At 64.1% G+C, this 25,153-nt stretch carries 26 protein-coding genes; 8 read left to right on the top strand and 18 right to left on the bottom strand.

Going from position 1 to position 25,153, the window contains the following annotated elements; translation table 11 throughout:
• The first annotated feature begins 25 nt into the window (after positions 1-25).
• Positions 26-937 (top strand): LysR substrate-binding domain-containing protein, encoded by a 912-nt coding sequence (locus tag ACN0X9_RS04925; RefSeq protein ID WP_417486501.1) that lies wholly within the window; start codon positions 26-28, stop codon positions 935-937.
• 49 nt (positions 938-986) lie between these two features.
• On the opposite strand, the gene ACN0X9_RS04920 is transcribed toward ACN0X9_RS04925, so the two are convergent.
• Positions 987-2,474, bottom strand: a complete 1,488-nt coding sequence (locus ACN0X9_RS04920; protein WP_417486500.1) for a methyl-accepting chemotaxis protein — start codon at positions 2,472-2,474, stop codon at positions 987-989.
• A gap of 300 nt (positions 2,475-2,774) precedes the next feature.
• The gene (locus ACN0X9_RS04915) at positions 2,775-3,596 is read right to left on the bottom strand and encodes a YgfZ/GcvT domain-containing protein (protein WP_417486499.1); all 822 of its coding nucleotides are present in this window, start codon (positions 3,594-3,596) and stop codon (positions 2,775-2,777) included.
• A 65-nt stretch (positions 3,597-3,661) separates the two neighbouring features.
• Between ACN0X9_RS04915 and ACN0X9_RS04910 the strand changes: the two genes are divergently transcribed.
• The 5 genes from ACN0X9_RS04910 to ACN0X9_RS04890 all read left to right on the top strand — a co-directional run bounded on the left by ACN0X9_RS04910 (position 3,662) and on the right by ACN0X9_RS04890 (position 8,611).
• A complete protein-coding gene (locus tag ACN0X9_RS04910) occupies positions 3,662-4,618 on the top strand; it encodes a glycosyltransferase family 9 protein (RefSeq protein WP_417486498.1) in 957 nt (318 codons plus the stop codon).
• On the top strand, positions 4,615-5,952 hold the full coding sequence (locus ACN0X9_RS04905; RefSeq protein ID WP_417486497.1) for a dihydroorotase: 1,338 nt from the start codon (positions 4,615-4,617) through the stop codon (positions 5,950-5,952). Before ACN0X9_RS04910 ends, ACN0X9_RS04905 begins: the two co-directional genes overlap by 4 nt.
• 58 nt (positions 5,953-6,010) lie before the next feature.
• Positions 6,011-7,276, top strand: a complete 1,266-nt coding sequence (locus ACN0X9_RS04900; RefSeq protein WP_417486496.1) for a SulP family inorganic anion transporter — start codon at positions 6,011-6,013, stop codon at positions 7,274-7,276.
• Positions 7,277-7,379: 103 nt separating this feature from the next.
• Positions 7,380-7,772 carry a DUF6165 family protein gene (locus ACN0X9_RS04895; RefSeq protein WP_417486495.1) on the top strand — a complete coding sequence of 131 codons (393 nt, stop codon included), beginning with the start codon at positions 7,380-7,382 and terminating at the stop codon, positions 7,770-7,772.
• 77 nt (positions 7,773-7,849) lie between these two features.
• The gene (locus ACN0X9_RS04890; protein ID WP_417486494.1) at positions 7,850-8,611 is read left to right on the top strand and encodes a hypothetical protein; all 762 of its coding nucleotides are present in this window, start codon (positions 7,850-7,852) and stop codon (positions 8,609-8,611) included.
• A 175-nt stretch (positions 8,612-8,786) separates the two neighbouring features.
• On the opposite strand, the gene ACN0X9_RS04885 is transcribed toward ACN0X9_RS04890, so the two are convergent.
• The 11 genes from ACN0X9_RS04885 to yaaA all read right to left on the bottom strand — a co-directional run bounded on the left by ACN0X9_RS04885 (position 8,787) and on the right by yaaA (position 17,390).
• Entirely contained in the window at positions 8,787-9,968 is a 1,182-nt protein-coding gene (locus ACN0X9_RS04885) for an ABC transporter permease (RefSeq protein ID WP_417486493.1), read from the bottom strand.
• Positions 9,969-9,977: 9 nt separating this feature from the next.
• A complete protein-coding gene (locus ACN0X9_RS04880; protein WP_417486492.1) occupies positions 9,978-11,135 on the bottom strand; it encodes an ABC transporter permease in 1,158 nt (385 codons plus the stop codon).
• Entirely contained in the window at positions 11,132-11,827 is a 696-nt protein-coding gene (locus ACN0X9_RS04875) for an ABC transporter ATP-binding protein (RefSeq protein WP_417486491.1), read from the bottom strand. The genes ACN0X9_RS04880 and ACN0X9_RS04875 overlap by 4 nt, the downstream gene beginning before the upstream one ends.
• 112 nt (positions 11,828-11,939) lie before the next feature.
• Entirely contained in the window at positions 11,940-12,965 is a 1,026-nt protein-coding gene (locus ACN0X9_RS04870; protein ID WP_417486490.1) for an efflux RND transporter periplasmic adaptor subunit, read from the bottom strand.
• 104 nt (positions 12,966-13,069) lie between these two features.
• Positions 13,070-13,288, bottom strand: a complete 219-nt coding sequence (locus ACN0X9_RS04865; protein ID WP_417486489.1) for a helix-turn-helix transcriptional regulator — start codon at positions 13,286-13,288, stop codon at positions 13,070-13,072.
• The gene (locus ACN0X9_RS04860; RefSeq protein WP_417486488.1) at positions 13,285-13,752 is read right to left on the bottom strand and encodes a hypothetical protein; all 468 of its coding nucleotides are present in this window, start codon (positions 13,750-13,752) and stop codon (positions 13,285-13,287) included. Before ACN0X9_RS04860 ends, ACN0X9_RS04865 begins: the two co-directional genes overlap by 4 nt.
• Before the next feature lie 179 nt (positions 13,753-13,931).
• Positions 13,932-14,408 carry a TIGR02301 family protein gene (locus tag ACN0X9_RS04855; protein WP_417486487.1) on the bottom strand — a complete coding sequence of 159 codons (477 nt, stop codon included), beginning with the start codon at positions 14,406-14,408 and terminating at the stop codon, positions 13,932-13,934.
• An 8-nt stretch (positions 14,409-14,416) separates the two neighbouring features.
• Positions 14,417-14,887: an NUDIX hydrolase gene (locus tag ACN0X9_RS04850; RefSeq protein WP_417486486.1), complete on the bottom strand. Its 471-nt coding sequence runs from the start codon at positions 14,885-14,887 to the stop codon at positions 14,417-14,419.
• Positions 14,884-15,228, bottom strand: coding sequence for a VOC family protein (locus tag ACN0X9_RS04845; RefSeq protein WP_417486600.1), 345 nt, complete (start codon positions 15,226-15,228; stop codon positions 14,884-14,886). The genes ACN0X9_RS04850 and ACN0X9_RS04845 overlap by 4 nt, the downstream gene beginning before the upstream one ends.
• A 53-nt stretch (positions 15,229-15,281) precedes the next feature.
• Positions 15,282-16,082, bottom strand: a complete 801-nt coding sequence (locus ACN0X9_RS04840; protein WP_417486485.1) for a 3-hydroxybutyrate dehydrogenase — start codon at positions 16,080-16,082, stop codon at positions 15,282-15,284.
• 516 nt (positions 16,083-16,598) lie between these two features.
• The gene (gene yaaA / locus ACN0X9_RS04835) at positions 16,599-17,390 is read right to left on the bottom strand and encodes a peroxide stress protein YaaA (RefSeq protein WP_417486484.1); all 792 of its coding nucleotides are present in this window, start codon (positions 17,388-17,390) and stop codon (positions 16,599-16,601) included.
• A gap of 105 nt (positions 17,391-17,495) precedes the next feature.
• Between yaaA and ACN0X9_RS04830 the strand changes: the two genes are divergently transcribed.
• Positions 17,496-18,566, top strand: coding sequence for an endonuclease/exonuclease/phosphatase family protein (locus ACN0X9_RS04830; protein WP_417486483.1), 1,071 nt, complete (start codon positions 17,496-17,498; stop codon positions 18,564-18,566).
• A gap of 273 nt (positions 18,567-18,839) precedes the next feature.
• Here the strand turns inward: ACN0X9_RS04830 and ACN0X9_RS04825 are convergent, their stop codons facing one another.
• From ACN0X9_RS04825 to ACN0X9_RS04805, 5 genes are read right to left on the bottom strand one after another with little or no spacing between them, the layout of a single operon-like run.
• Entirely contained in the window at positions 18,840-20,285 is a 1,446-nt protein-coding gene (locus ACN0X9_RS04825; protein ID WP_417486482.1) for an FAD-binding oxidoreductase, read from the bottom strand.
• Between the two features lie 27 nt (positions 20,286-20,312).
• Positions 20,313-21,296 carry an L-threonylcarbamoyladenylate synthase gene (locus tag ACN0X9_RS04820; protein ID WP_417486481.1) on the bottom strand — a complete coding sequence of 328 codons (984 nt, stop codon included), beginning with the start codon at positions 21,294-21,296 and terminating at the stop codon, positions 20,313-20,315.
• A 50-nt stretch (positions 21,297-21,346) separates the two neighbouring features.
• Positions 21,347-21,895, bottom strand: coding sequence for a YceI family protein (locus ACN0X9_RS04815; RefSeq protein WP_417486480.1), 549 nt, complete (start codon positions 21,893-21,895; stop codon positions 21,347-21,349).
• A 5-nt stretch (positions 21,896-21,900) separates the two neighbouring features.
• Positions 21,901-22,479 (bottom strand): cytochrome b, encoded by a 579-nt coding sequence (locus tag ACN0X9_RS04810; RefSeq protein ID WP_417486479.1) that lies wholly within the window; start codon positions 22,477-22,479, stop codon positions 21,901-21,903.
• A 1-nt stretch (position 22,480) separates the two neighbouring features.
• On the bottom strand, positions 22,481-23,086 hold the full coding sequence (locus ACN0X9_RS04805) for a YceI family protein (RefSeq protein WP_417486478.1): 606 nt from the start codon (positions 23,084-23,086) through the stop codon (positions 22,481-22,483).
• Positions 23,087-23,240: 154 nt separating this feature from the next.
• Between ACN0X9_RS04805 and ACN0X9_RS04800 the strand changes: the two genes are divergently transcribed.
• Entirely contained in the window at positions 23,241-24,998 is a 1,758-nt protein-coding gene (locus tag ACN0X9_RS04800) for an acyl-CoA dehydrogenase (protein ID WP_417486477.1), read from the top strand.
• Positions 24,999-25,153 lie beyond the last annotated feature (155 nt).

The following is a 25,153-nucleotide window of genomic DNA, read 5'->3' as shown; positions in this document are numbered from 1 at the left end:
ATCGGAACGAAGAAGGGCCCGGATCATGGATCTGAATGACTACTACTATTTCGTCCACGTCGTGGAGAAGCGCGGGTTTGCCCCGGCCGGGCGGGCGCTCAATGTTCCGAAGTCGAGGCTGAGCCGGCATGTGCAACAGCTGGAGGACCGTCTGGGCACGCGATTGATCCAGCGAACCTCCCGCCAGTTTATTGTCACCGATGCCGGCGAAGCCTTCTATCGACACGCGCGGATGGCCCTGGATGAAATCGAGGCCGCTGAATCGGCCGTTCGCCGTCAGGCGAATACGCTGTCCGGCACGGTGCGTCTGTCGTGCTCTGTCGGCGTCGCCCAATTCGCCCTGTGCGAAGCTGTCGCGGACTTCCTGTCGGACAATCCAAAGGTTCGTATCATCCAGCAGGTCACCAATCGAACGGTCGGCCTTGTCGAGTCCGGATTTGACATGGCGATCCGGGGCCATATCGATCCGCTGCCGGATTCAAGCCTGGTTCAAAGCCGCCTTGCCACGGTGACATGGCGCTTGTTCGCGGGGCACGCCTATCTGGAGCAGACTGGCACCCCGTCTCGGCCGGAGGCGCTTGCGGGGCATGTCGGGTTGAAGCTGGGCTGGCGCCCGGAAGTCGGGCATTGGACGCTCAGCAGCAAGCAAGAGCCCCAGATCACAATTCCGTTCGAGCCACGGCTTTGCAGCGATGACATGGTCACCCTGAAACACGCGGCGGCCGACGGGCTGGGGATTGTCGCGCTGCCGGACTATGTCTGCCGCGACCTCGTTGACGCAGGCCGGCTTGTGCCGTTGCTACCGGACTGGACCGCAGGGGATGCCCGGCTCAGCCTCGTCATGCCCTCCCGGAGAGGCCTGCCGCCCGCAGTCGAAGCTCTTGCAGGCTTCCTGCGGGAACGCATTCCCGAGCTTGTTACGCCGACGGCTGGCTAGCGTTGCTGGCGGTGGGAGCTCAGGGGCCAGCTCCGTGTTTTCCCCGGTATCAGACCAGCGCCGAGGCGGCGGTCTGGAGATTGCGGGTCGCGCTGTCGATGGAACGGCTGGTCTCGGCGAATTCGGCGATCCCGTCATTGATCGAGGCGACCCCGGACGCGACATGCTGCATGCTCGCTGACAACTCAGATGTCACCGACGTCTGCTCTTCGGTGGCCCCGGCGACCGAGGTGGTGACCTCATCGATCTCGCTGATTGTGGTGCTGATCTGGTCGATAGCGCTGACCGCTTGGGCGGTCGAGTTGCGCATGGTCTCGATCTGGTCCGAGATCTTGCCGGTCGCCGACGCTGCCTGATTGGCCAGTTCCTTGACCTCCGAGGCGACAACAGCGAAGCCCTTGCCGGCTTCACCGGCCCGGGCCGCTTCAATGGTGGCGTTGAGGGCGAGCAGGTTGGTTTGTTCCGAAATGCCGTTGATCAGGGCGACCACATCGCCGATGGACTTGGCACTTTCCGACAGGCCACTGATGATCTCATTGGTCACACGCGCAGTTTCCACCGCATTGGCGGTGACTTCGGTGACGCGGCCCAATTGCTGGGTGATCTCGCTGGCGGCAGCGGCCAACTCCTCGATACCGGCAGCGATTTCCTGCACGCCCATGCTGGCCTGCTGGCTGGTTGCCGACATCTCGGTCGATCGACTGGTTGACTGTGTCACACTGGCGGCGATGCCGGTGATGTCGCGTTCGACCTCCTGCATGGCGCTTTCGCGCATCTGGCGGCGTTCGACATCGGCGGTGATGTCGGTGGCGAACTTTACCACTCTCAGGATCTTGCCGGTCGGATCGAAGATCGGATTGTAGCTGCCCAGGATCCAGATCGTCTTGCCGCCCTTGCCGACACGGCGAAACTGGTCGGAGACGAACTCGCCGGCATTCAGCTTGGCCCACAGGGCGCGATACTCGTCGCTCTCCCGTGTCTGGGGTTCGACAAACATGGCGTGTTTCTGGCCGATGATTTCGGACTCTTCATAGCCCATCGTCGACAGGAAGGCGGGATTGGCGCTGATGATTGTGCCGTCCAACTCGAAGTCGATGACTGCCTGGGTCCGGCCGATCGCTTCCAACTTGCCTTGCTGGATAAAGTGGCGCGTCTTTTCGTCGGTCACATCGGTTGCGAACTTGATTACCTTGCGCACTGACCCGTCAGCCGCGAAAACCGGATTATAGGTGGCGCGAATCCAGACCTCGGAGCCGTCCTTGCCGAAGCGCTTGAACTCGTCCGAGACGTATTCACCGGCGGCCAGCTTGTCCCAGAATGCCTGGTAGGCGGGGCGCGCCGTCTCGTCCGGCGCCACGAAGATGCGGTGATGCTGGCCCTTGATCTCGTCCAGTCGGTATCCGGTCAGGGCCAGGAAATTCCGGTTGGCCGTCAGGATGTGGCCGTCGGGCCGGAATTCGATGATGGCCATCGATGTGTCCAGGGCCGACATGATGGCCTCGGAATTTGACGAGTCTCTGCGAGTAGAACCGAACATGGATGCCACCTTGCGTTAAGTGTCTGTATTTATTTGAAACCACTAGCGTCCGGGCTGGCTAACGAAAGGTTAATGTCGGTCGAATTGTTGAAATTATACTTATAGATAGACGGGGTTCCGGCGCTATCTAAGGGTTTATTCGGGAGCCTGAGTACAGACCCGTTCTGCCGCCCTTCCATGGCTGCGGCAGGACAGTGCAGGCGCGCATTCAGGTCCTCGCCCGGACGAGACCCGCTGGATTGTCGCTGCGCCCCGGCGCGACCTGACCCGGGGTCTGGGGAAGGGCCTGTTCCGCCAGATTTAGACCTTCGGCGCGGCTTCCAGATCGGCCCAGAACTCGTCCGGAACGACGATATTGGCTTCCTGGCCATCGGCTTCGCAATAATGCTCGGCGGCGCGCAGGCGGTCGAGGCGGGCGAGGATGACGGCGTGGTGTCCGCTGGCCGAGGAAATCGCGCCGACCGTGGTCGGTCCGGCCATGACGGCGGTGCCGGGCGGCGGAGCTTCGGCGGCGAATGTGGCGGGCAGGGACCGCTTGCGGATGGTGCCGCGGCGTTTCATGCGGGAGACGACTTCCTGGCCGATGAAACAGCCCTTCTTCCAGCCGACACCGCCGAATGCGTCCAGATTGACGTCGGTGGGGAAGACATCCGCCTCGCCATAATCGCGGCCGAAGGCCGGGATGCCGGCCTCGATCTCGATCATGTCGATGGCGCGCGTTTCGCTGGCCGCCTCGCCCAGACCGCGATGGACCCGTCCGCCCAGGCGCGGGTCCTCACAACTGCCCGGGAAGGGCGTGGTCGACCACAGGGCGAGGATATCGGTGTTGAGGACGATCTCGGCCCTGGCCCGCAGTTTGAACATTGTCAGCCGCTTCAAAAGGCCGTCGGCCGCACTTGCCGGAACGTCCAGCCAGACCGTGTCGCCGTCGGCAAACATCATGAAATCGACCAGGATCTTGCCCTGCGGGGTCAGCAGGGCGCCGGGCCGACAAGTGCCGGCCGACAATGTCAGCACATCGGCGGTGATCAGGCGTTGCAGCAGGTCGCGGGCATCGGGGCCGGCGACCGAGATGATCTGGCGGTCGGGCAGGGCGAAGGGCAGGGAGGCGGGCTGGTTCATGGCTCCGATATGGCATTGCGTCCGTCTCTGGCCAAGCCCTTCGCGTCGCGCTATCTGCGGTCCCCATGCAACGCGTCCTCTTCATCACATCGACCCGGATCGGTGACGCCATCATCAATTCCGGCGTGCTCGACCATCTCGTGCGTACCCGCCCCGAGGCGCATTTCACGATTGCCTGCGGCCCGCTGGCGGCCTCCCTGTTCACCGAGACGCCGCGGCTCGAGCGCATCATCGTGATGCGCAAGAAGAAGGCCGGGATGCACTGGTGGGATTTGTGGCGCGAAACCGTTGATGTGAAATGGGATCTGGTCGTCGATCTGCGCTGTTCCGGTACCGCCTGGTTCCTGCGCGCCAGGGAGCGCCGCATCCTCCAGCAGAGCGCCGTTCCGGTGCCCAAGGTTGGGGAAGCCGCCAGCGTGCTGAAGCTCGCCCCGGCGCCTGACCCCAAGCTCCACCTGTCCGACGCCGTGCGCGCCGAAGCGGCGACACGCGTGCCGGGAAAGGGGCCCTATCTGGCGATCTGCCCGTCAGCCTCGTGGATCTTCAAGGTCTGGCCGGCGGAGAAGTTTGCCGAATTCATCCTCCGCTTCACCGGGCCGGACGGGGTGATGCCGGGCGCGCCGGTGGTGATGCTGGGGGGGCCGGGTGACGAGCTCTATGCCCAGCCTATTTTCGACGCTCTGCCGGAGATCGAGTTCATCGACCTTCTGGGCCTCGGCCTGCCCGAGACCGCCGCCTGCCTGGAACGCTGCCGCCTCTATGTCGGCAATGATAGCGGGCTGATGCACATGTCGGCGGCTGTGGGGGCTCCGACGCTGGGCCTGTTCGGCCCGTCCGATGATCGCTGCTATGCGCCCTGGGGCGCGCATACCGATGCGGTGCGCGGCCCGGCGACCTTCGAGGAAATCGACAGCGCCCATGACGACCGTCGCAAGGCCTCGACCAGCCTGCTGGCGGACCTGAGCGTCGATAGCGTGTATGATGCCGCCAAGGCGCTTTACGAGAGGACTACAAGATCATGAGCCAGACATTCGATGTGATCCTCAAGGGCGGCGAGATCGTCAATCATGACGGGCGCGGCCATGCCGATATCGGCATCACTGACGGCAAGACCGCGGCGATCGGCGACCTGTCGCAGGCCTCGGCCGGCGAGGTGGTCGACTGTTCCGGCCTGATGGTCCTGCCGGGTGTAATCGACACCCAGGTCCATTTCCGCGAGCCGGGGATGGAGTGGAAGGAAGATCTGCAATCGGGCTCGCTGTGTGCGGTGATGGGCGGCGTCACGGCGGTGTTCGAAATGCCGAACACCAATCCCACCACCACCGTGCCGGACATGCTGACCGACAAGCTGGCCCGGGCGCAAAACCGCATGCATTGCGACCACGCCTTCTACGCCGGCGCGACCAATGAAAATGCCGACATATTGCCCGAAATGGAGCGCATGCTCGGCTGTTGCGGTGTGAAAGTCTTCATGGGCGCCTCGACCGGCTCGCTGCTGGTGGCGGATGATGAGGGCGTGGAACGCGTCCTGCGCGCGATCAAGCGCCGCGCGGCCTTCCATTCCGAAGACGAATACCGCCTCGCCGAGCGTCGCGAACTGGCCGTTGAGGGCGACTGGACCAGCCATCCGCATGTGCGCGATGCCGAGGCCGCCATCATGTCGACCAAGCGCCTGGTCCGCCTCGCCCGCAAGACCGGCAAGCGCATCCATGTCCTGCATATCTCCACCGCCGAGGAAATGGATTTCCTGGCCGAGCATCGCGACATCGCCTCGGTCGAGGCGACGCCCCAGCATCTCACCCTGGAAGGTCCGGAGATTTATGAGCGCATCAAGGGCCGGGCCCAGATGAACCCGCCCATGCGCGACGCCCGCCATCGGGCCGGCCTGTGGCGCGGCATCCAGCGCGGCATTGTCGACGTGATCGGATCGGACCACGCGCCGCACACGCTGGAGGAAAAAGCCAAACCCTATCCGCAAAGCCCGTCCGGCATGCCCGGCGTGCAGACGCTGGTCCCGGTCATGCTCGACCACGTAAACGCCGGCCGGCTCACCATTGAACGCTTTGTCGACCTGACCTCGGCTGGCGCCCAGCGCATTTTCGGCATTGCCGGCAAGGGCCGCATGGCAGTCGGTTGGGATGCCGATTTCACCCTGGTCGACATGAAGCGGACCGAGACCATCACCGATGCCTGGTCGGCGTCGAAATCCGGCTGGACGCCGTTTGACGTCATGTCGGTCACCGGCTGGCCGGTTGGCACGATCATTCGCGGCCGCTCGGTGATGCGCGATGGCGAGCTTGTGGCCGAGGGCAAGGGCAAGCCGGTGCGCTTCATGGAAGCCCTGCCACACGACTGATCGCTTGCGGCGCTGTGGCGCAGTGGCGAAGCCGGCGGGCGGGTGGTAACAGGGCCGCATGCGCCTGCCCAAGATACTGACAACCCTGCAATCCTATGATGCCGGTCAGTTCATGGCCGACTTGCTGGCCGGTCTGACCGTCGCCATGGTCGCGCTGCCCTTGAGCCTGGCGATTGCGATCGCCTCGGGGGCCGACCCGTCGACCGGGCTGGTCACGGCAGTGGTTGCCGGTTTCCTGATCTCGGCCTTTGGTGGCAGTCGCGTCCAGATCGGCGGGCCGACCGGCGCGTTTATCGTTGTGGTCTTCTCGATCATTGCCGAGCACGGCTATGACGGTCTGGTTCTGGCGACGCTGATGGCCGGGCTGATCCTGATCGTGGCCGGCTATTTCCGGGCCGGGCGGCTGATTGCCCATGTCCCCGAAGCGGTAGTCAATGGCTTCACTATCGGCATCGCCATCATTATCGCCACCAGTCAGATCAAGGACTTTTTCGGTCTCCGGCTCGATCATCTGCCGGCCGATTTCATCGAGACCGTGCCGATGCTGGCGGGCGCGACCGACACGCTCAACCTGTCCGCCCTCGGCGTGGCCGTGGTGGCGCTGATCTGCATCCTGGTCCTGCGGCGGTTGGCACCGCGCTTTCCCGGCCTGATCGTCGGACTGGCCGCCGCTTCGGCGCTGGTCGTCGCCTTGAACCTGCCCGTCGACACCATCCAGTCCCGTTTCGGGGACTTGCCGACCGGACTGCCCATGCCGTCCCTGCCGGACATCTCGTTCGACCGCATCGTCGAGCTTTTGCCCTCGGCCATCATCATCGCCTTCCTGGCCGGGGTTGAGTCCCTGCTCTCGGCGATGGTGGCCGACCGGATGATTGACGGCAAACACCGGCCCAATGCCGAGCTGACAGCCCAGGGCATCGCCAATATCGGCTCGGCCTTTTTCGGCGGCCTGCCGGCGACCGGTGCGATAGCCCGGACCGCGACCAATATCCGCGCCGGCGGCCAGACGCCGGTGGCCGGCCTGGTACACGCGCTGGCCCTCTTGGTGATCATGTTGTTCGCGGCACCGGCGGCCGGCTATCTGGCCATGCCGGCGCTGGCCGCCCTGTTGATGGTCACGGCCTGGAATATGAGTGAACCGCATCGCTGGCCAGAGTATTTGCGGGCGCCGGTCGGTGATCGGGTCCTGCTGCTCATCACCCTGCTGCTGACCGTTTTTGTCGACCTGACCGTGGCCATAGGGGTCGGTGCCGCCCTCGGTCTGGCCCTGCGGCTGGCCCGGCGCAAAACCGATGGCAGCGACTGGACGCCGCCCGAGCGCTGAGCTTTGCGGCCAGGACTGATGATGAAACGCTGGATTATTGGGCGCCAAGTCACGACAATCCCGCCAGATTTCAACGACCCCACGCGCCAGAAGGGCTAACGACATGACCACGACCATCCTCACCGCCATCGCCCCGGGCGAGCTGATCGACAAGATCACCATCCTGCGCATCAAGTCCGAACGCATCGAGGACGAGGCCAAGCTGAAAAATGTCCGCACCGAGCTGGGCATTCTCAACGAGACGTTGGCGAAAGACGTGCCGGCCAGTGACGAGCTGACCCGTCTCGACGCCGCGCTGCAGGCGGTCAATGAAGAGCTCTGGGTGATCGAGGATGACATCCGCGATTGTGAGCGGGCCGGTGATTTCGGTCCGGAATTCATCCGTCTGGCCCGCGCCGTCTATGTCACCAATGACAAGCGCGCGGCGTTGAAAAAGGAGATCAATCTCCTGTTGGGCTCCAACATCGTCGAAGAGAAATCCTACGCCGCCTATTGAGTTGCGCCGCCCGGGTCTGTAAGCGGGCGGGCATCCGGTGGCGCCTGTCGCCTGCCGACGCCGCACAAGGACTGCCCGTGGAACGCCAGAGCTTCTATTTCTTCGATATCGACGAAAACATTCTCCATTTGCCGACCCGTATCCATCTGCTCAACACCATGACCGGTGAGGAGCGGGCCATGCGCCAGCACGAGTATGAGGACATCAAGGCCTATCTCGGCGTGCCCGGCCTGTGGGAAGACTGGGCCGACCCGCCGGCTCGCGCCTATCGCGAATTCGCCGACGGCAAGGACCGTAATGGCGAGGAATACCTGCTGCGCGACGTCAAACGGGCGCTCGACAGCGCCAATTGGCGCGGCCCGTCCTGGGAGATTTTCAAATACGCGGTGCTCAAGCGACGCCCGGTGGCCATCGTCACGGCGCGCCAGCATTCGCGCGAGATCATCAAGGCGGCACTGAAGCTGATCGTCGATGCCGGGCACCTGCCCGAAGAGCCGAACTATCTCGCCGTCTATCCCTGCTCCAACCCGGAAATCCGCGAGGAGCTGGGTCCGCACCTGACCACAGCCGGTCTCAAGCGCCGCGCCATCCGTCAGTGTGTCGAGCAGGGCCTGGAACAATATGGTCGCGACCTGCCGCACTCCTTCGGCATGTCGGATGATGATCTGAAAAATGTCGACCTGATCACCTCGGCCATGCTCGAGGCGAAACTGGATTATCCCGACAAGCGCTTCTTCGTCATCTCCACCAATCGTCGCCGCCATGTGAAGATGGAAATCCTGCCGCCCCACAAGGACGAGGAAAAACTCCGCGCGGCGGAAGATGACTGGTACGGATAGGTTTTCTTCCCCGACATTGTTGGGGAAGTGGGCCGATGCGCAGCATCGGGTCGAAGGGGCCGGCGCAGCGCGCCGGGGGCGTTCGCGATAATCTGAGTATCAGCCGCGCATTTGCGCGGCTCCCCTCCACCGCCATGCGGTCCCCCTTCCCGGCGGGCCGGGGAGGAAAGAGATCCTACTCGCTCCTGTGAACCGTCAGCAGCGGCACATAGGCCGAGCGGATGGCCGGGACGAGGCCGCCGAGGAAGCCGATGATGATGGCCATCACCATGCCGGCGATCACCGAGCCGCCGGTCACGGCAAAGGAGAACACTACCTGGGTGAAGCCTGATCCCAGTGTCGACGCGGATATTCCGTTGAACAGGAGATAGACTGCGCCGGCGCCGACCAGCCCGCCGATGGCGGCCAGGACGAGCGATTCAACCATCGTGCCGACGGCAGCGGCAAAGCCGGAAAAGCCGATTGCGCGCAGGGTGGCGATCTCGCGCATGCGGGTATCGACCGAGGAATACATGGTGTTCCACGCCCCGGCGAGAGCACCGATGGCCATCACGATCGCCAGCGGCCAGCCGATGAATTCGATCAGCACCGCCGTGCCGCCGGCCTGACCGGCGAAAAAGTCGGTCTCGCTCTGGATGTCGAGATTGAGGCGCGGCTCGTTCTCCTCAAAGGCGCGCAGCTCTTCAATGGCCTCGGGTGAGGTCAGGCGGGCGCGGATCGACTGGACGCCGGTGCCGCGATTATAGAGGTTCTGGATGCCCGCGATATCGGCCCAGATTTCGCTGTCGAAGACCGAGCCACCGGTCGAGAAGATACCCACGATGACCCATTCATTGGGGCCAAGGCGGATCGTCTCGCCGAGATCGAAACCGGAGAACTCCCGCAGCACGGCTTCGCCGACCACCAGTTCATTGGTGCCCGTCTCGAACATGCGGCCTTCCACCATCTCAAAGCCCTGACGCAGGCGCAGCGCCTGTTCGCCGACGCCGCGCAGGGGCAGGTTGGCCTCGGTCTGCGAGGACCGCTTGATGCCATCAACGATGACGAAGAGCTCGCCGGAAACCAGCGGTACACCATCGGCATCGCGGGCGACACCGGGCGCTTCCTCGACCAGGCGGACCTGGCTGGAGGCGAGGCCCGAGTTGAGTTCGGCTTGCGACCCGGCCCGCAGCATGACCGCGACACTCTCCGATCCGGTACCCTGCAGCGTGGCCCTGAAACCATTCGACATCGCGAGGAAACCGAGCAGCACACCGGTAACCAGGGCAATCGAGACAATGGTCGCCAGCGACAGTCCGGCCCGCTGGGGGATGGAGCGCAGGTTCAGCACGGTGACGGCGCCAATTTGCTTCAGCATGACGCTCTCCTATTGCTTGCCGAGCGCGGTGATAATTTTCACCCGCTGTGCATTGATGGCGGGAACAATCCCGGTGAGCAGACCCAGCAGGACAGCCAGACCGACGCCGACCCAGAATACCGGGGCAGACAGGGCGAGGCCGGGCAGGAAGGCTGCTGCGGCGTCGGCAACACCGGTGATCATCAGATTGGCCAGGCCAAGGCCGAGCAGGCCGCCGACCAGGCTGAGCATGACGGATTCCGCCAGCACCATGCGGAAGATGCGCGGAGCCGGGAAGCCGAGTGTTTTCATCACGGCGATTTCGCCGGTCCGCTCATTGATTGCGGTCACCATGGTGAAGCCGACAATGATCAGGATGGTGGTGAAGGCCGAGCCGACCACGAATAGCAGGATCAGGGCGATATTGCCGAACTGGTTGGCGAAGGCCTCGTTGAAGGCGGCCTCGGTTGTCGTTTCGGTTTCGGACGGCGAGTTGGCGAACATGTCATCGACGGCGCGCGAGACCTGGTCGTTCAGGGATGCGTCCGTCGTATTGATGATCAGCCAGCCGACCTGGTCTGTGTTGAAGGCCAGGGCCTCGTTGTAATAGTCGTAGTGGAACAGGGCGTAGTTCGCGGGAACCTTGTCGTCTTCGGCGTCGAAAATGGCGCAGATATTGAAGGTCCAGCTCGCCGTTCCATCGGTCTTCTGCCAGATATTGGAGAGGAGCGGGATGGTGTCACCGACCGACCAGCCATACTGGCCTGCCAGGTCAGCTCCGACCAGCAGGCAATCCCGCGTGTCCAGGAAGGCCTGCCGCTGTTCGGCCGGCATGGTCAGTTCCGGGTAGGCCGCCAGATAGGTCTCCGGGTCGACGGCAAAGGTCTGGACCTGTTGCGTCTGCTCCTGGAAATAGCCGCCGAACCAGCTGGCGTGGGCGACATTGTCGACCCCTTCGATGGCAGAAACACGGGTCCAGTAGGCGAAGGGCATGGAGACCGTGAAGTTGATCCGGTTGACGGTGACAAGGCGATTGTCGGCAGCCAGCGCGCCGCCAGAAGTCCAGACAGAATAGAAGGCGCCCAGGACTCCGAAGATCAAAAAGGCGATCAGGATCGACAGGGTCAGCAGGATCGCCCTCAGCTTTTTGCGGAAGAGATTCTTCCGGATCAGCGTGAGATCATTCATTGGGCCGGCTCCTGCGCCTGTTCGACAAAGCGGCCCTTGTCGAGATGCAGTTCGCGGCGGGCATATTTGGCCGCTGAGGGGTCGTGCGTGACCATGACGATGGTCTTGCCGAGTTCCTTGTTGAGCAGTTGCAGGGTTTCCAGGATCTCATCGGCCGATTTGCGGTCGAGGTCACCGGTCGGCTCGTCGCAGAGCAGGACTTTCGGGTCGGCGACAATCGCGCGGGCGATGGCGACGCGCTGTTGCTGACCGCCGGAGAGCTGACGCGGCCGGTGCCCCTTCCGATCGGCCAGGCCGACAATGTCCAGCGCCGTGGCGACGCGTTCCTTGCGCGCCTTGCCGGACAGGCTGGTGAGCAGAAGGGGCAGTTCGACATTCTGCGCCGCGGTCAGCGTCGGCATGAGATTGTAGAACTGGAAGATGAAGCCGACATTCTGCGAGCGCCACTTGGCCAGCTTGCCCTCCGACAGCTTGTCGACCCGCACGCCTTCGCAGTCCACCGAGCCGGAGGAGGGCCGGTCAATGCCGCCCAGAAGGTTGAGAAGGGTCGTCTTGCCCGAGCCGGACGGACCCATGATGGCCATGAAGTCACCCTGCGGGATCGACATGGTCAGCTCTTCGAAGATGGTGATCGACTCCTTGCCCCGGGTGTAGCGTTTGGACAGGTCGGTGAGGGTGTAGAGCGATGTCATCGGCAGTTCCTCGTTCAGGCTGGCCGACTCGCGCCTGTTGGGCGTTGACTTGGGCGTCGGCAGGTTCGTTCAAGCGTGCAGCAAATCAGCTGCTTTGTAAATCAAAGTGCTTCTACTCGACGAAAATGACGCGTGACGCCATGTCCGGAAGGATGCGGCCGTCGCGCTCGTCAAAGGCGACGCGGACGGTGATTGTGGCGCGGGCGCGGTCGGCGGTCGGGATGATGGCCTCGACATGGGCCGGGATGCGCCAGTCCGGATAGGCGTCGAGGCGGGCTTCGACCCGCTGGCCCGGCGTGACCCGGCCGATCTGGCCCTCGTTCACATCGACCTCGATCTCCAGCGATTCCATGTCCACCAGCGTGGCGACACCGGTTCGCGTGAAGCCGCCACCGGCCGAGGCCGGAGACAGGATTTCGCCGACCTGGGCGTTCTTGGCGATGACAATGCCGGCGAAGGGCGCGCGCACGATGTGGCGGTCGATCAGGTCCTCCTGGGCGCGGACCTGGGCGGCGACGGCCTGATAGTCGGCGCGCGACGCTTCGATCTGGGCGGTCAGGCTTTCAAATTGTGTGCGGGCGGCGGTGACCGCGGCCTGTGAGCCGATATCGCGTTCGGCCAGGGTGGTCGCCCGTTCCAGCACCCGCTGGGCTTCGGCCAGCTGGGCAATCAGTGCATGCGGGCGGGCCGAAGCGGCATTGCGCTGGGCAAGCAACAGCTCGAGCTGGATGCGGGCGCGCGTGTCGTCAAGGCGGGCCAGTACCTGGCCTTCCTCGACGCGGGCGCCTTCCTCGACCAGCAGCTCGGAGATCCGGCCGGTGATCTCGGCCGACACGGTCGCCTGTCGGCGGGCGACGACATAGCCGGTGGCCACGAGGCCGGAGCTGCGCGGCGCGGCGCGGGCCGGCGTGGCAGCGGTTTCGGCCGGGACTTCGGCGGGAGCGGGCGTCTCGACGGCGGCAACCGGTTGCGGTTCAGGCGCGGCGCTGCGGGTGAAATACCAGGTCGCACCAGCCGAAACTGCGGCGAAGAACAGGGCGATTACCAGCGTGGTGACTATCGACACACCACCGCCGGAGCTGTCGCCATCATCGCGATCGATACTCAATGATTCCAGTTGTGACCTGCGATCCGACATCTTGTCCCCTCATGCATCCCGCGCCCCATCCTTAACGCGAGTTCATGACATTGGGAACGGGACGGGTGTGGAGCCAATCCCGCGACCGGCAGGATCGCCCTTCATCAGGCTCGGTCATCATCCAGGTAGAACAGCTCCTCGACACTGACTTTCAGCGCGGCGGCCAGCTTCAGGGCCAGCACGGTTGAAGGGATGAAGACGCGGTTTTCCACGGTGTTGATCGACTTGCGCGTGACCCCGACCGCTTCGGCCAGCTGGGCCTGGGTCAGACCATGGCGGGCCCGCATCTCCTTCAGCCGGTTGCCGAGGGCGGAGGGGCTCACGCCGCCTCCTCCTCATCGCCGTCGTCGCCGCGACCCAGCAGGACGAAGGTCGCCAGCGGCGTGAAAATACCGATGATGAGCAACGCCCGAATGGCGATCGTGGCCGAGAAATCGATGAGAAGATCAGCCGCCAGCAACAGCGAAATGGCCCCGATCAGCACCATGAAGCCGGTGCGGATGGCGATGCGCTGGTTGTGGCAGAACAGCTCGTCCTGGATCACTGACTGGGTCCTGGTGCGGCTGACCTTGCTGGCATAGAGGAGAAACAGGACGGATGCCGCCGCCCAGCCGATCGCGCCGACCAGCAGGGGGATCAGGATGAACAGGTTCTGCGGTGCGTCGCTCCAGCCCAGCTCGAGAGCAATGTCCTGGGCCAGCTGGGCGCCCTGCCACAGCAAAAAGGAGAGGGCTGCCAGACCCAGGGTCCGGTCGCGCTGTCGGATCAGCTTGTTGATGTCTGCCATGATCGTCTCCCTCGATGATTGATGTGATGTTACCTACGCGTTACATCGAGAGTAGTCAAGGTGACATGCACGGTCAGCGCAGTGCGGTCCGCTACATCGCCCAGTGACGTGAGACGCTGGAACAGTCCTGGCAGACGAACAAGGTGGTGAGGCGGCCTGTGGCCGATGCTGGCCGACGCTTAGTCGAAATAGGCCGCGCGCATCATTTCCGACAGGTCCCGGCCCCGGTGGGCCAGCGCACGGCGTTCGGCGTCGGCTTCCAGACCGCAGCGCGTGCGATAGCGTTGCTGGGCGCGATAGCCATCATTGAAACCCTCGATCAGACGATCGCGCCAGCGGCGATCATCGGCGGCCTCCATGGCCAGAAGTTCGACCATCTGTTCGCGCCATTGCTGGTCGTCCGGACCGCCGCAGGCAAAGGCCAGATAATGCAGTTCGCCCAGCGTATAGGCCAGATAGGGCAGGGTGCGTTCGAGATCGAGTTCCTCGCGGATCTCGTCACTGATGGCGTCGTCCTGGCCGGGCTGGATACGGGCGGCTTCGCTGGTCTCCGCCACAGCAACCGGTTCCGGGCGGGCAAAGCTGCGCGGCTTCTGGGCCACGGCCGGAGCCGCCAGAAGGGTCACCAGTACAGACAGGGAGATGAGCGCGCGCATGGCGCGCATCATGGCACGGATTGTGGCGCGCTCAAGGCGGCGACGATCTCGCGGGCCCGCCCGATCACATCGCGGGTCCGGTCCCATTGGGTCCGCGCGATGGCCTCGTCATAGGGGAGGAAGGCGGCCTCGGTAACATCATCCGCCGCGACCGGTTCGCCGCCCGTCCAGACGCCGGCAAAATCGACCAGCAAATAGTGCCAGTCGCCCGGCTGTCCCGCTTCGCGCAGGCCGATACTGTCGATGACATCGATCAGGCCGACAATGCGCGCCGTGGTGCCGGTTTCCTCGGCCAGTTCGCGTGAGGCGGCTTCGGCGGCAGTTTCGCCATATTCGATCTTGCCGCCGGGCAGCGACCATTGTCCCTCATAGGGCGGTTTGCCGCGCTTGATCAGCAGCACCTCATCGCCGCGAAACACAACCATGCCGGCGCCGGGCACAGGCTGGCGGCGCGGGGCGTCACCCTCGTCCGTGCTCATTCGTCCGGATCGTTGGCGGCGTCCATGGCAGCGGCGGGATCATATTTGCCATTGGGTGACCAGAGGGCCAGCTCATTGCCGCTGGGATCGGTGAAATGGAAACGGCGACCACCGGGAAAGTCTTCGCGTTTGATGATTGTTCCGCCGGCCTCTTCGACCCGCACTTCGGCGGCCAGGATGTCCTTGGCCTTGAGGATGATCAGGCAGCCGGTCGGCCAGGCCTTGTCCTCGAGGCGCAGGCCCCCGTCCAGACCGGCATTCTCGAAAGCGGCATAGGTTGGTCCGAAATCGATGAAGCTCCAGCCGAAAGCGCCGGCATAAAAGGCCTTCGCGGCCTCCATGTCGGTGACCGGTATCTCGTTATAGTCAATCTTGAGAATGGCTTCGTTATCGTTCACTTGGCTGTCCATCCGCCGTCTACGCTGATCCAGGAGCCATTCATATTGGCCCCGGCGTCGGAGACAAGATAGAGCAAAGCGCCGGCGAGCTGCTCATAGGTGACGAATTTCTTGGTCGGCTGCGCCGCCAGCATGACATCGCGCACGACTTCATCCTCGGTGATCCCGCGCGCCTTGGCCGTGTCGGCGATCTGGTTTTCCACCAGCGGCGTCTTCACATAACCCGGGCAGATCGCATTGCAGGTGATGCCATCCTCGGCCAGCTCCAGACCCAGCGTCTTGGTGAACCCCATCACGCCATGCTTGGCCGCCACATAGGCCGACTTGAACGGTGAGGCGACCAGCCCGTGCGCCGAGGCGAGATTGACGATCCGGCCCTTTCCCTGACGCTTCATGACCGGGATCGCGGCTTTCGCGGCATGGAAGACCGAGGTCAGATTGATGGCGATGATGGCGTCCCACTTGTCAGCCGGGAAATCCTCGACCGGCGAGACATGCTGGATGCCGGCATTGGACAGCAATATGTCCAGCCGCCCGAATTCACGCTCCGCCGAGGCGACCATGTCGGCAATCTCGTCCGGCTTGAGCATGTTGGCCGGATGGTAGCGCACCTCGACACCATGTTCCGCCGCGATCTTGGCTCGCAGGCTCTCGATCTCCGCCGCGTCACCCAGCCCGTTGAGAATGATGTGACAGCCATTTGCCGCCAGAGCCTCGGCCATCGCCGCGCCAATCCCGCTCGTCGAGCCGGTAACAATGGCCACCTGGCCCGTGAGATCAGTGCGAATGGAAGACATGAACCACCTATCAAGTTTGCGCTCGCCGCAAGAGACGGGAAGGGGGCGGGGAGGTCAAGGGTGTGGTGCTTTCTTCCCCATGAGAACGCCCTCCATCCACCGTCATCCCACGGTCGCGGCGCGCCGCGATCCGGGGGACCTCAGCGCTGGGGCCGCCGGGTGAAACGGGGAAGCTGGTGATCGTAAGCCCCGTCGGCTAGCCGAGGGCCCCCGGATGCCCGCTGTGCGCTCACCGTGGGATGACGGTTTAGGTGCGCTAATATTCGGAACACTTGTAAGTTGTATGCATGCCAATATGAAAACGCCGGCCACCAGGGCCGGCGCAATCCAAGGAGGGAGATATGTTTCGGTTGCCGAAACTCTCTCTCGTCCTTTGGGTGAGGAGAAGACGGATCGGCGGGTGGACCCTGTTGATCCGGCTCTCTCTCGCCTAAAGGGCGGCCAAAGGGGACGGCTAGCCCCGTCCCCAGCGGCCCTTGGGTTGTATCATATCTTGCAGGCGCGTGGAATAGCCCGCTAAGCCGCCTTCTTCCCGGCCGCTGCCGGCTGCGGCCGGGTGAACAGCAAATCCCCTTCGCTCGAACCCTCCGCCTCAAACCGGTAGCCGCCGAGGTCGAACTTCACCAGCTCGGCCGGGTCGGTGATGCGGTTTTCGATGGCCCAGCGGGCCATCATGCCGCGGGCCTTTTTGGCGAAGACCATGAGGGCGCGCAGCTGGCCGTCTTTTTCTTCCTTGAAGGTGGCGGTGACCACACGGCCCTTCAGCGCCTTCCTGTCGACGGCCTTGAAATACTCGTTGGACGCCAGGTTGAGGATGACCGGCTCGGCGTCATCGGCCTGCAGGCTGTTGAGTTCCCTGGCGATCCTGTCGCCCCAGAAATCATACAGGCTTTCGCCGCGCCGCGTGTGCAGCTTGCGGCCCATTTCCAGGCGATAGGGGTGGATGGCGTCGAGCGGTTTCAGGGCGCCATACATGCCCGAGAGGATGCGCAGATGGCTTTGCGCCCAGTCGAGATCCTCGGCCGAGAGCGTGTGTGCCTCAAGGCCGCGGTAGACCTCGCCATTGAAGGCGAAGGCGGCCTGTTTCACACCCGGCTGGTCGGCGTCGAAGGCCTGGAAGCGTTCGCGATTGAGGCGGGCGAGATCATCATTGACCTTCATCATCGCCTTGATCTTGGGCGCCGTCAGCTGACGCGTCGTCTTCGACAGGATCCGCGTCTCGTCGATCAGGTCCGGCGTCGTCGCCGGCAGGTCGCGCCCGACGGCATCGAAATTCATGTTCTTGGCGGGCGAGAGCAGAATCAGCATGGGCAATCTCCTTGGTCGTAAAGATAGGGCCCGACCGGGCGCGTTGCCAGTGGTGGTGCGCCCGCTTTGGTTGTACCCTGCAGTGGCGACACAAAGGAGACCGGCATGTCCTTCTTTTATGATCTCGACCGGTCAGATCCGGTCCAGCGCCGGGTGGCGGCCAATCTGGTCCGGCTGGGTGATGCGCTGACCGGGGATATCCCCCCAAAGACAGTCGATGACACGCTATTGCTGGCGACCTGGAATATCCGCGAGTTCGACAGTGCCGCCTACGGGCTGCGCGGGGTGGAGCCCTATCACTATATCGCCGAGATCATTTCACGCTTCGATCTGGTCGCTATCCAGGAGGTCCGCCGCGATACCGCGCCCCTGGAAAAACTGCGCCAGCTGCTCGGGCGTTGGTGGAAATACCTGGTGACCGATGTCACCGGCGGCTCGGAGGGCAATAAGGAGCGCATGGCCTTCCTCTATGACAGTCGCAAGGTGCGCTTTGGCGGTCTGGCCGGCGAGGTCGTGATGCCGCCGATCGAAACGCGCGATGAAAACCGCAAGCTGGTCTATACGTCGTCAAAACAATTGGCGCGGACGCCCTATCTGGTCGGCTTCGAAACCGGCTGGTTCAAATTCATGCTGTCGACGGTCCATATCGTCTACGGGCAGAGCAAGGCTGATGATCCCAAGCGCGAGGCGGAAATCAGGGCGATCGCCCGGTCCATGGCGGCGCGCGCCAAGGAAGATCATGCCTGGGCCGAAAATCTGATCCTGCTGGGAGATTTCAACATTTTTGATCCCGGCGATGTCACCTTCGAGGCCCTGACCGAAGCCGGCTTCGTCATTCCCGAAGGCCTGCAGCAGGTCACCAATGTCGGCAAGAAAGAGCGCTTTTTCGACCAGATGGCCTTCATGACGCCAAACCTGCGCAAGGACCAGATCCTGGCGTCCGGGGCTTTCAACTTCTATGACCATGTCTACCGCCCGGAGGATGAGGCGACCTATATTCCCGACATGGGTGACGCCTATGGCACCACCTCGTCCGGCAAGCCGCGCGGCAATAAATCACTCTATTACAAGACCTATTGGCGGACCCATCAGATGTCTGACCATCTGCCGCTCTGGGCGGCGCTGAAGGTTGATTTCGGACGGGATTATCTGGAGCGGCTGTCGGGCAGTGGCTGATGAATAATCGGGCTAGGCACCATTCGTCTCCCTTACCCTCCGCGCCTGGCGCACACTCATCCATAATTCGCTTGCCGAGAGATCGCCGTATCCGCTTCTTCAGGTCAAGGGCCGCGACGCGGCCGCTGCGCGGCTTCACCCTTGAGCTGAAGAAGCGGATACGGCCTGCTGGCTGACAAGCGATCTATGGACCGCCCTGCGCAGGAACGCCGGCGTCATGGCCGAACAACCGGCGGCTCGACCGATCCCCGTAGGGCCAGCCCCAAGCATTCGCTACAGCAAGACCCGCGGATTCATGATCCCCTTCGGGTCCAGCGCCGTCTTGATGGCGCGCATCACAGCGACATCAACCGGTTTGCGGCTGGCCAGTTCGGCGCGTTTCAATATGCCGATACCGTGCTCGGCCGAGATCGAGCCGCCGAAGCTGTCGACGAGGTCGTAGACCAGGCGCGAGAGCGGGGCGGCCTGGGCGATGAAATCATCGTCGGCGCCGGTCTCGCGGGCGGCGACGTTGAAGTGGACATTGCCGTCGCCGACATGGCCGAAGGCGATGACGAGGGCGCCGGGGAAAGCGGATTCGACGGCCTTGGTTGCCTTGGCCATGAAGGCGGGCATTTTCGAGACCGGGATGGAGATGTCGTGCTTGACGGCTTTGCCATGCGCCCGTTCGGCCTCGGCGATGGTTTCGCGCAGGCGCCAGAAATCATGGATCTGGCTGTCATTCTCGGCGATGGCGGCGTCGGCGATCAGACCGGCTTCAAAGCCCTGTCCCAGCGCCTGTTCCAGGGTTTCGCGCGCGCCCTCGGCACGGCCGAAACTCATTTCACACACGACATACCAGGCATGCGCGCCGGTCAGCGGATCGCGGGTGCCGGGGACATGTTCAAGCACCATGTCCAGCGCCATGCGCGGCATGATCTCGAAAGCGGTGACGGCACCGCCGGAGACCTGTTTGGCGAGGCCGAGAAATTTGACGGCGTCGTCGACACTGTCGAGGCCGCAAAAGGCGACTTCCAGGCGCGAGGGGCGCGGGAAGAGTTTCAGCGTGGCCGCGGTGATGATGCCCAGCGTGCCTTCGGCGCCGATCAGCAATTGCTTGAGATCATAACCGGTATTGTCCTTCCTGAGGCCCGTCAGCCCGGACCAGATCGTGCCGTCGGGCAGCACGGCCTCGAGGCCCAGCACCAGCTCGCGGGTCATGCCATAGCGCAGCACATGCACACCGCCGGCATTGGTCGAGATCAGGCCGCCGATCATCGCCGAGCCTTGTGAGCCCAAAGATAGCGGGAAGAGACGGTCGTTGTCGGCGGCGAGTGTTTGCAGGTTCTCCAGCACGCAACCGGCCTCGACGGTCATGGAGTCGTTGTCGACATCGACTTCGCGCACGCCGGTCATCCGCTTGAGGGTCAGCAGGACCTCGCCCATGGGTGTCGCAGCGCCGCACAGGGAGGTGTTGCCGCCCTGCGGTGTGATAGCGATCCCGGCCTCGTGGCACAGGCGGACACAGGCGGCGACCTCTTCGGTATTGGCCGGCTTGAGGAGGATCGGCGTCGCGCCCTGATAGCGGCCACGCCAATCGGCGATGTGCGGGGCCAGTTCATGCGCGTCCTGCGACCAGCCCTTGGGACCGAGGACCTGCTTGAGCTGGGCGGTGAGGCTGTCGGGCAGGGCGCGGGCGGCGGGTGTCGGGTTTTCGGTGACGGTTTCGGTAACAGGCATGGCGGGCAGGTCCGGTTGGTCGATGGATCAGATCAGGTCGTCTTTTGGCGCGGCGGCGCGCTGCAGCCGGTCATTGATGGCTTCACCCAAGCCCTCATCGGGAATAGGCGCAACCGCAATTCGCTTGGCGCCGCGGGCGTCGAGTGATCGCAGCGCCGCGAACAGGCCGGTTGCGGCCTCGGCCAGATCACCGGCGGCAGACAGGTTGAGGTCCCCGGCGATGGCGCCGAAGCCGAGCAGGACCTCACCGGGCTGCGCCGCGTCGGCATTCAGTCGCATGGCCGCGTTGGGTGCGTAGTGGCTTTTCATCATGCCGGGAGCGAGCAGGGCCTCGCCATCGCCGGCATCGGCCAGCCGTCCGGTAATGGCCTCGACCTGGCGACGGGCCAGACCGCCCGGCCGCAACAGGGTCGGCGTGCCGCCCAGGAGGGCGATGACGGTTGATTCCAGTCCCACCGGACAGGGGCCGCCATCGAGGATGAGGTCGATCCGGTCGCCGAGGCCTTCCGCGACATGGGCGGCAGTGGTCGGGCTGACGGCACCGGACGGGTTGGCGCTGGGGGCGACCAGCGGGCCATCAAAGGCCCGGATCAGGGCCTGGGCGGCGGTATGGCGCGGCGCGCGCAGCGCGATTGAGTCGAGACCGGCATTGGCAATGTCGGCGATCGGCGCGTCCGGGCGCTTGGGCAGGACCAGGGTCAGCGGGCCGGGCCAGAAGGTCTCGGCCAGCTGATCGGCCAGATCGGGCCAGCCGGCCAGTCGCCAGGCCATGTTGGGGCCGGCGACATGGGCGATCAGCGGGTTGAAGCGCGGGCGCCCCTTGGCGGCATAGAGGCGCGCGACAGCGTCGGCATTGCCGGCATCGGCAGCGAGGCCATAGACGGTCTCGGTCGGCATGGCGACGAGGCCGCCGGCCTTGAGGATGGCGGCCGCCTCCTCGATCACGGCCGGATCGCTGGCCGGCTTGATCGGGGCGGGTTTGCTCAAGGCAGGTTGCGTGGGGGCGCTCATGGCGATGAGCTACTCCCCAACTCGCCTGTCATGCAAGCCCAAGCCGCAAGTCAGTTCGCCGCATCGGCCTCGATGTGGAGCTGCAGGGTCACTTCCGCAGCGGCCGAGCCCCAGCTCGATCCACCCACGCCAAACTCGGTGCGGGCGATGACGAAGCTGGCATCGGCGACGGCGCGGCCGTCGGCTATGTCGAGCGTGAAGGGCATCACCAGTTCACGATCGGTACCGCGTATGGTCATGACGCCATGGGCTTCATAGCCGTCATCCGTGGCGCGGATATCGTCTGAGACAAAGCGCGCCGTCTCGAAATCGGTCGGGTTGAGGCCGGCATTGGACAACATGCTGTCATCCATCTGGCGATTGCCGGTCGAGCCACTGGCCGTCGTCACACTGGCCTCGATACGGGCTGTTTCGAGATTGGCCGGATCGAGCGTGATCTCGGCGCTCCAGCTGTCGAACGCGCCGGATACCGCGCCGCCGGACACGGTGGTCTCGAACCCGACCGACGAGGCGTCATGGTCGACGGACCAGTCCTGGGCCTGGGCCGGAACGGTCAAAGCGGCGAGGGCTGTCAGGGCCATCAGGGGCGTACGCAACATTGGGGCTATCCTTTCAGGAAGGGGATCATTCGGGCCATCAATCCATCCTTGTCGATGAACTGGTGCTTAAGGGCGGCGGCCACATGCAGGCCGGTCAGCACGAAAATCGCCCAGCCGCCAGCACCGTGCACGCTGCCGGAAAAGTCCTGGAAGCCTTCGGTCTGCGGCACCGGCAGTTTCGGCAGGACGAGATCGGGATTGTTGAACAACAGGGTCGGCGGTTCGGCGGCCGAGGCAGCGATCAGACCGCCCAGCGGCATGCCGATCATGATGGCGTAGAAAGCCCAATGGGTCCCGGTCGCGGCCAGTCGTTCCCAGCTCGTCATGCCGTCGGGCAGGCCCGGTCCCGGATGGGTGAGCCGCCAGGCGAGGCGGGCCAGCGACAGGAACAGGATCAACAGCCCGGTCGTCTTGTGGGCGTTATAGGCGAACTGGACTTCGCCCAGCGTCACGTCCTCGCCGGCAAACAGGGCGTGTTTGAGATCTTCCATGTGCCAAGCGTAGAAGACCATGCCGATCAACATGGCGGCGATGATCCAGTGCAGGGCGATGGCGACGCCGGTATAGCGCGTGGTGGTGCTCATCTCAGTCATCCTTTCTCAGGAATTCGGCTTCGATCAGGATACGCACAGTCGGGCCGACAATGCTGTGTGGCAAATTGCCGACATTGAACGCATTGCGGTCAAGGGTTCCGTCGGCACTGAAGCCCATGGCCGGTCGGCCTTCGAGCCAATTGGACAGCCCGCCATTGAAGGTCACATCGAGCGTGACCGGATTGGTGACCCCGTTCAGGGTCAGCTCACCCGTGACCTGGCCGGTGGCCTCACCCGTCACGTTGATCTGCGTCGTGCGGAAGACGATCTGCGGCTGCCGGTCGGCGTTGAGCCAGTCGGTGGCCAGTACGGCGTCGAAGTCCGGATCACCTGTCGAGATGGAGGCGGCGTCGATGATCGCCGTCATCCGGGCCATGCCCGGCACAGCCGGATCAAAGTCCAGCGTCGCGTCGAATTCGTCAAAGCGGCCCGTATACCAGCTCAGCCCCATGTGCCGGACCTGCCAGGTGATGCTCGCATGGGCCGGGTCGAGCGACCATTGCCCGGCGGGCAGGCGCTGTGGGTCAGTCGTCGGCGTCAGGCAGGCCGCCAGAAACAGGCAGGCCATCGGGGTCAGGAGGCGGGGCAGGCGTGTCATCATACCTCATATGACGCTGATGGCCGTCGCGTTAAAGCCACACCCTGCGCCGGGATGGGCAATTCACTGTTTCCGGATTCGCTTCATGCGGGCGAGACGCTATGTTCGCTCCCGCACAAGAAATGCCGAACAGGCAGTCACAAGGAGGTTGGTCATGTCCTATCGCGCCCCGCTCGATGAGATGCGTTTCACACTGGAAGAAGTGGCTGCTGTTGAAGGCCTGAAGGCGACCGGCGCCTTTCCGGATTTCTCCTCGGACCTGACGGCTGCGATCCTGGACGAAGCAGCCAAGCTGGCCGAGAACGTGCTTGCGCCGCTCAACAAGGTCGGCGACGCCGAGCATTGCAAGCTGGCCGATGACAAGGTGACCACGCCGACCGGCTTCCCGCAGGCCTATGCGCAATTCGTCGAAGGTGGCTGGCAGGGCCTGCAATTCTCGACCGACAATGGCGGGATGGGACTGCCCCGTGCCCTCGGCGTGACGGTGCTTGAGATGATCCAGGGCGCCAACCTGTCCTTCGGTCTCGGGCCGATGCTGACCTATGGCGCGATCGAGGCGCTGGTCGAGCACGGCACGGATGAGCAAAAGGCGATGTATCTGCCCAAGCTGATCACCGGCGAGTGGTCGGGCACGATGAATTTGACCGAGCCGTCGGCCGGGTCCGATGTCGGCGCGCTGCGGACCAAGGCCGAGCCCAATGCCGATGGCAGCTGGGCGATCTCGGGGCAGAAAATCTTCATCACCTGGGGCGACCACGACTGCGCCGAGAACATCATCCACCTGGTGCTGGCGCGCACGCCGGGATCGCCGGACGGTACCAAGGGCATCTCGCTCTTCATCGTCCCGAAAGTCCTGCCTGACGGGTCGTCCAATTCACTCAAGGCGATCGGGCTCGAGCACAAGATGGGCATTCACGGCTCGCCGACCTGCACCATGGAATATGCCGGCGCGACGGGCTGGCTGATCGGCGGCGAGAATGCCGGCATGCGCTGCATGTTCACGATGATGAACTCGGCCCGTCTCAATGTCGGTGTCCAGGGCGTCGGCATTGCCGAGCGCGCCTACCAGCAGGCACTGGCCTATGCGGCCGACCGCAAGCAGGGGCGTGCCATCGACGCCGAAGGCCCGGCGCCGCACGCCATCATTCATCATCCCGACATCAAGCGGACCCTGTCGCTGATGAAGGCCAAGATCGCCGCGGCCCGCGCCATTTGCGTGTCCTGCGCCGTGGCCGCAGACCTCGCCTATCATGGCGATGAGGACGAGGAAAAGGCTGCTGCCAAGCGCCGCGAAGAGCTCCTCACGCCGATTGCCAAGGCCTGGTCGACCGATATCGGTGTCGAGGTCGCCTCGGCCAATATCCAGGTCCATGGCGGCATGGGTTTCATCGAGGAGACCGGCGCCGCCCAGCACCTGCGCGATGCCCGCATCACCCCGATCTATGAAGGCACCAATGCGATCCAGGCCATCGACCTGGTCGGCCGCAAGCTCTCCATGGCCGATGGCGCCGCCTTTGACGAGCTCTATGCCGATATCGACCAGACCATCGAGAGTTGCCTGACGTCGTCGCATCCCGACCTTCCGCCGCTGGGCGAACGCCTGCGTGACAGTCTGGAAGCCCTGCAGGAGGCGGCCGACTGGCTGGCCGAAGCCGACATGAAGGACCGCCTGGCGGGTGCCACGCCCTTCCTGACCCTGGCCGGTGAAACGGTCGGCGGATGGCTGCTTTGTGTCGGTGCCGTCTCGGCCCGTCGCCGCCAGAAGGAAAATGTCGGCGACCCGGCCTTCGCCGCCCAGCGCATCGCCCTGGCCAATTTCTACGCCGAAGCCGTGATGACCCTGGCCCCCTCACGTGTCGACGACATCACCATGGGCGCCGACATGATCGACGAGGTCGGGTTCGGGCTTTAGGAGCGTATCTTTTCCTCCCTGCATGGTGGAGAGAAAAATCGCCTTCCATCCCCCTACATTTTTCCCGGAGGCGCGCCGCGCCATCCGGGACCGACGGGAGACTCATTGCTTGCCAGACAGGCCAGTCGGTCCCGGCTCTCCGCCCCGCTTTTGCG

This window comes from Maricaulis sp. (assembly GCF_048268525.1).
In the GTDB taxonomy this organism is placed as follows: domain Bacteria; phylum Pseudomonadota; class Alphaproteobacteria; order Caulobacterales; family Maricaulaceae; genus Maricaulis.
Note: the sequence above shows the minus strand (reverse complement) of the source record. Positions and strands in the feature narration are given on the sequence as shown.

What these genes read in the sequence shown, in the direction of transcription:
- ACN0X9_RS04925 (WP_417486501.1), top strand. Translation starts at nt 26, where the DNA reads ATGGATCTGAATGACTACTACTATTTCGTCCACGTCGTGGAGAAGCGC.
- ACN0X9_RS04920 (WP_417486500.1), bottom strand. Translation starts at nt 2,474, where the DNA reads ATGTTCGGTTCTACTCGCAGAGACTCGTCAAATTCCGAGGCCATCATG.
- ACN0X9_RS04915 (WP_417486499.1), bottom strand. Translation starts at nt 3,596, where the DNA reads ATGAACCAGCCCGCCTCCCTGCCCTTCGCCCTGCCCGACCGCCAGATC.
- ACN0X9_RS04910 (WP_417486498.1), top strand. Translation starts at nt 3,662, where the DNA reads ATGCAACGCGTCCTCTTCATCACATCGACCCGGATCGGTGACGCCATC.
- ACN0X9_RS04905 (WP_417486497.1), top strand. Translation starts at nt 4,615, where the DNA reads ATGAGCCAGACATTCGATGTGATCCTCAAGGGCGGCGAGATCGTCAAT.
- ACN0X9_RS04900 (WP_417486496.1), top strand. Translation starts at nt 6,011, where the DNA reads ATGCGCCTGCCCAAGATACTGACAACCCTGCAATCCTATGATGCCGGT.
- ACN0X9_RS04895 (WP_417486495.1), top strand. Translation starts at nt 7,380, where the DNA reads ATGACCACGACCATCCTCACCGCCATCGCCCCGGGCGAGCTGATCGAC.
- ACN0X9_RS04885 (WP_417486493.1), bottom strand. Translation starts at nt 9,968, where the DNA reads ATGCTGAAGCAAATTGGCGCCGTCACCGTGCTGAACCTGCGCTCCATC.
- ACN0X9_RS04880 (WP_417486492.1), bottom strand. Translation starts at nt 11,135, where the DNA reads ATGAATGATCTCACGCTGATCCGGAAGAATCTCTTCCGCAAAAAGCTG.
- ACN0X9_RS04875 (WP_417486491.1), bottom strand. Translation starts at nt 11,827, where the DNA reads ATGACATCGCTCTACACCCTCACCGACCTGTCCAAACGCTACACCCGG.
- ACN0X9_RS04870 (WP_417486490.1), bottom strand. Translation starts at nt 12,965, where the DNA reads ATGTCGGATCGCAGGTCACAACTGGAATCATTGAGTATCGATCGCGAT.
- ACN0X9_RS04860 (WP_417486488.1), bottom strand. Translation starts at nt 13,752, where the DNA reads ATGGCAGACATCAACAAGCTGATCCGACAGCGCGACCGGACCCTGGGT.
- ACN0X9_RS04855 (WP_417486487.1), bottom strand. Translation starts at nt 14,408, where the DNA reads ATGCGCGCGCTCATCTCCCTGTCTGTACTGGTGACCCTTCTGGCGGCT.
- ACN0X9_RS04850 (WP_417486486.1), bottom strand. Translation starts at nt 14,887, where the DNA reads ATGAGCACGGACGAGGGTGACGCCCCGCGCCGCCAGCCTGTGCCCGGC.
- ACN0X9_RS04845 (WP_417486600.1), bottom strand. Translation starts at nt 15,228, where the DNA reads ATGGAGGCCGCGAAGGCCTTTTATGCCGGCGCTTTCGGCTGGAGCTTC.
- ACN0X9_RS04840 (WP_417486485.1), bottom strand. Translation starts at nt 16,082, where the DNA reads ATGTCTTCCATTCGCACTGATCTCACGGGCCAGGTGGCCATTGTTACC.
- yaaA (WP_417486484.1), bottom strand. Translation starts at nt 17,390, where the DNA reads ATGCTGATTCTGCTCTCGCCCGCCAAGAACATGAATTTCGATGCCGTC.
- ACN0X9_RS04830 (WP_417486483.1), top strand. Translation starts at nt 17,496, where the DNA reads ATGTCCTTCTTTTATGATCTCGACCGGTCAGATCCGGTCCAGCGCCGG.
- ACN0X9_RS04825 (WP_417486482.1), bottom strand. Translation starts at nt 20,285, where the DNA reads ATGCCTGTTACCGAAACCGTCACCGAAAACCCGACACCCGCCGCCCGC.
- ACN0X9_RS04820 (WP_417486481.1), bottom strand. Translation starts at nt 21,296, where the DNA reads ATGAGCGCCCCCACGCAACCTGCCTTGAGCAAACCCGCCCCGATCAAG.
- ACN0X9_RS04815 (WP_417486480.1), bottom strand. Translation starts at nt 21,895, where the DNA reads ATGTTGCGTACGCCCCTGATGGCCCTGACAGCCCTCGCCGCTTTGACC.
- ACN0X9_RS04810 (WP_417486479.1), bottom strand. Translation starts at nt 22,479, where the DNA reads ATGAGCACCACCACGCGCTATACCGGCGTCGCCATCGCCCTGCACTGG.
- ACN0X9_RS04805 (WP_417486478.1), bottom strand. Translation starts at nt 23,086, where the DNA reads ATGACACGCCTGCCCCGCCTCCTGACCCCGATGGCCTGCCTGTTTCTG.
- ACN0X9_RS04800 (WP_417486477.1), top strand. Translation starts at nt 23,241, where the DNA reads ATGTCCTATCGCGCCCCGCTCGATGAGATGCGTTTCACACTGGAAGAA.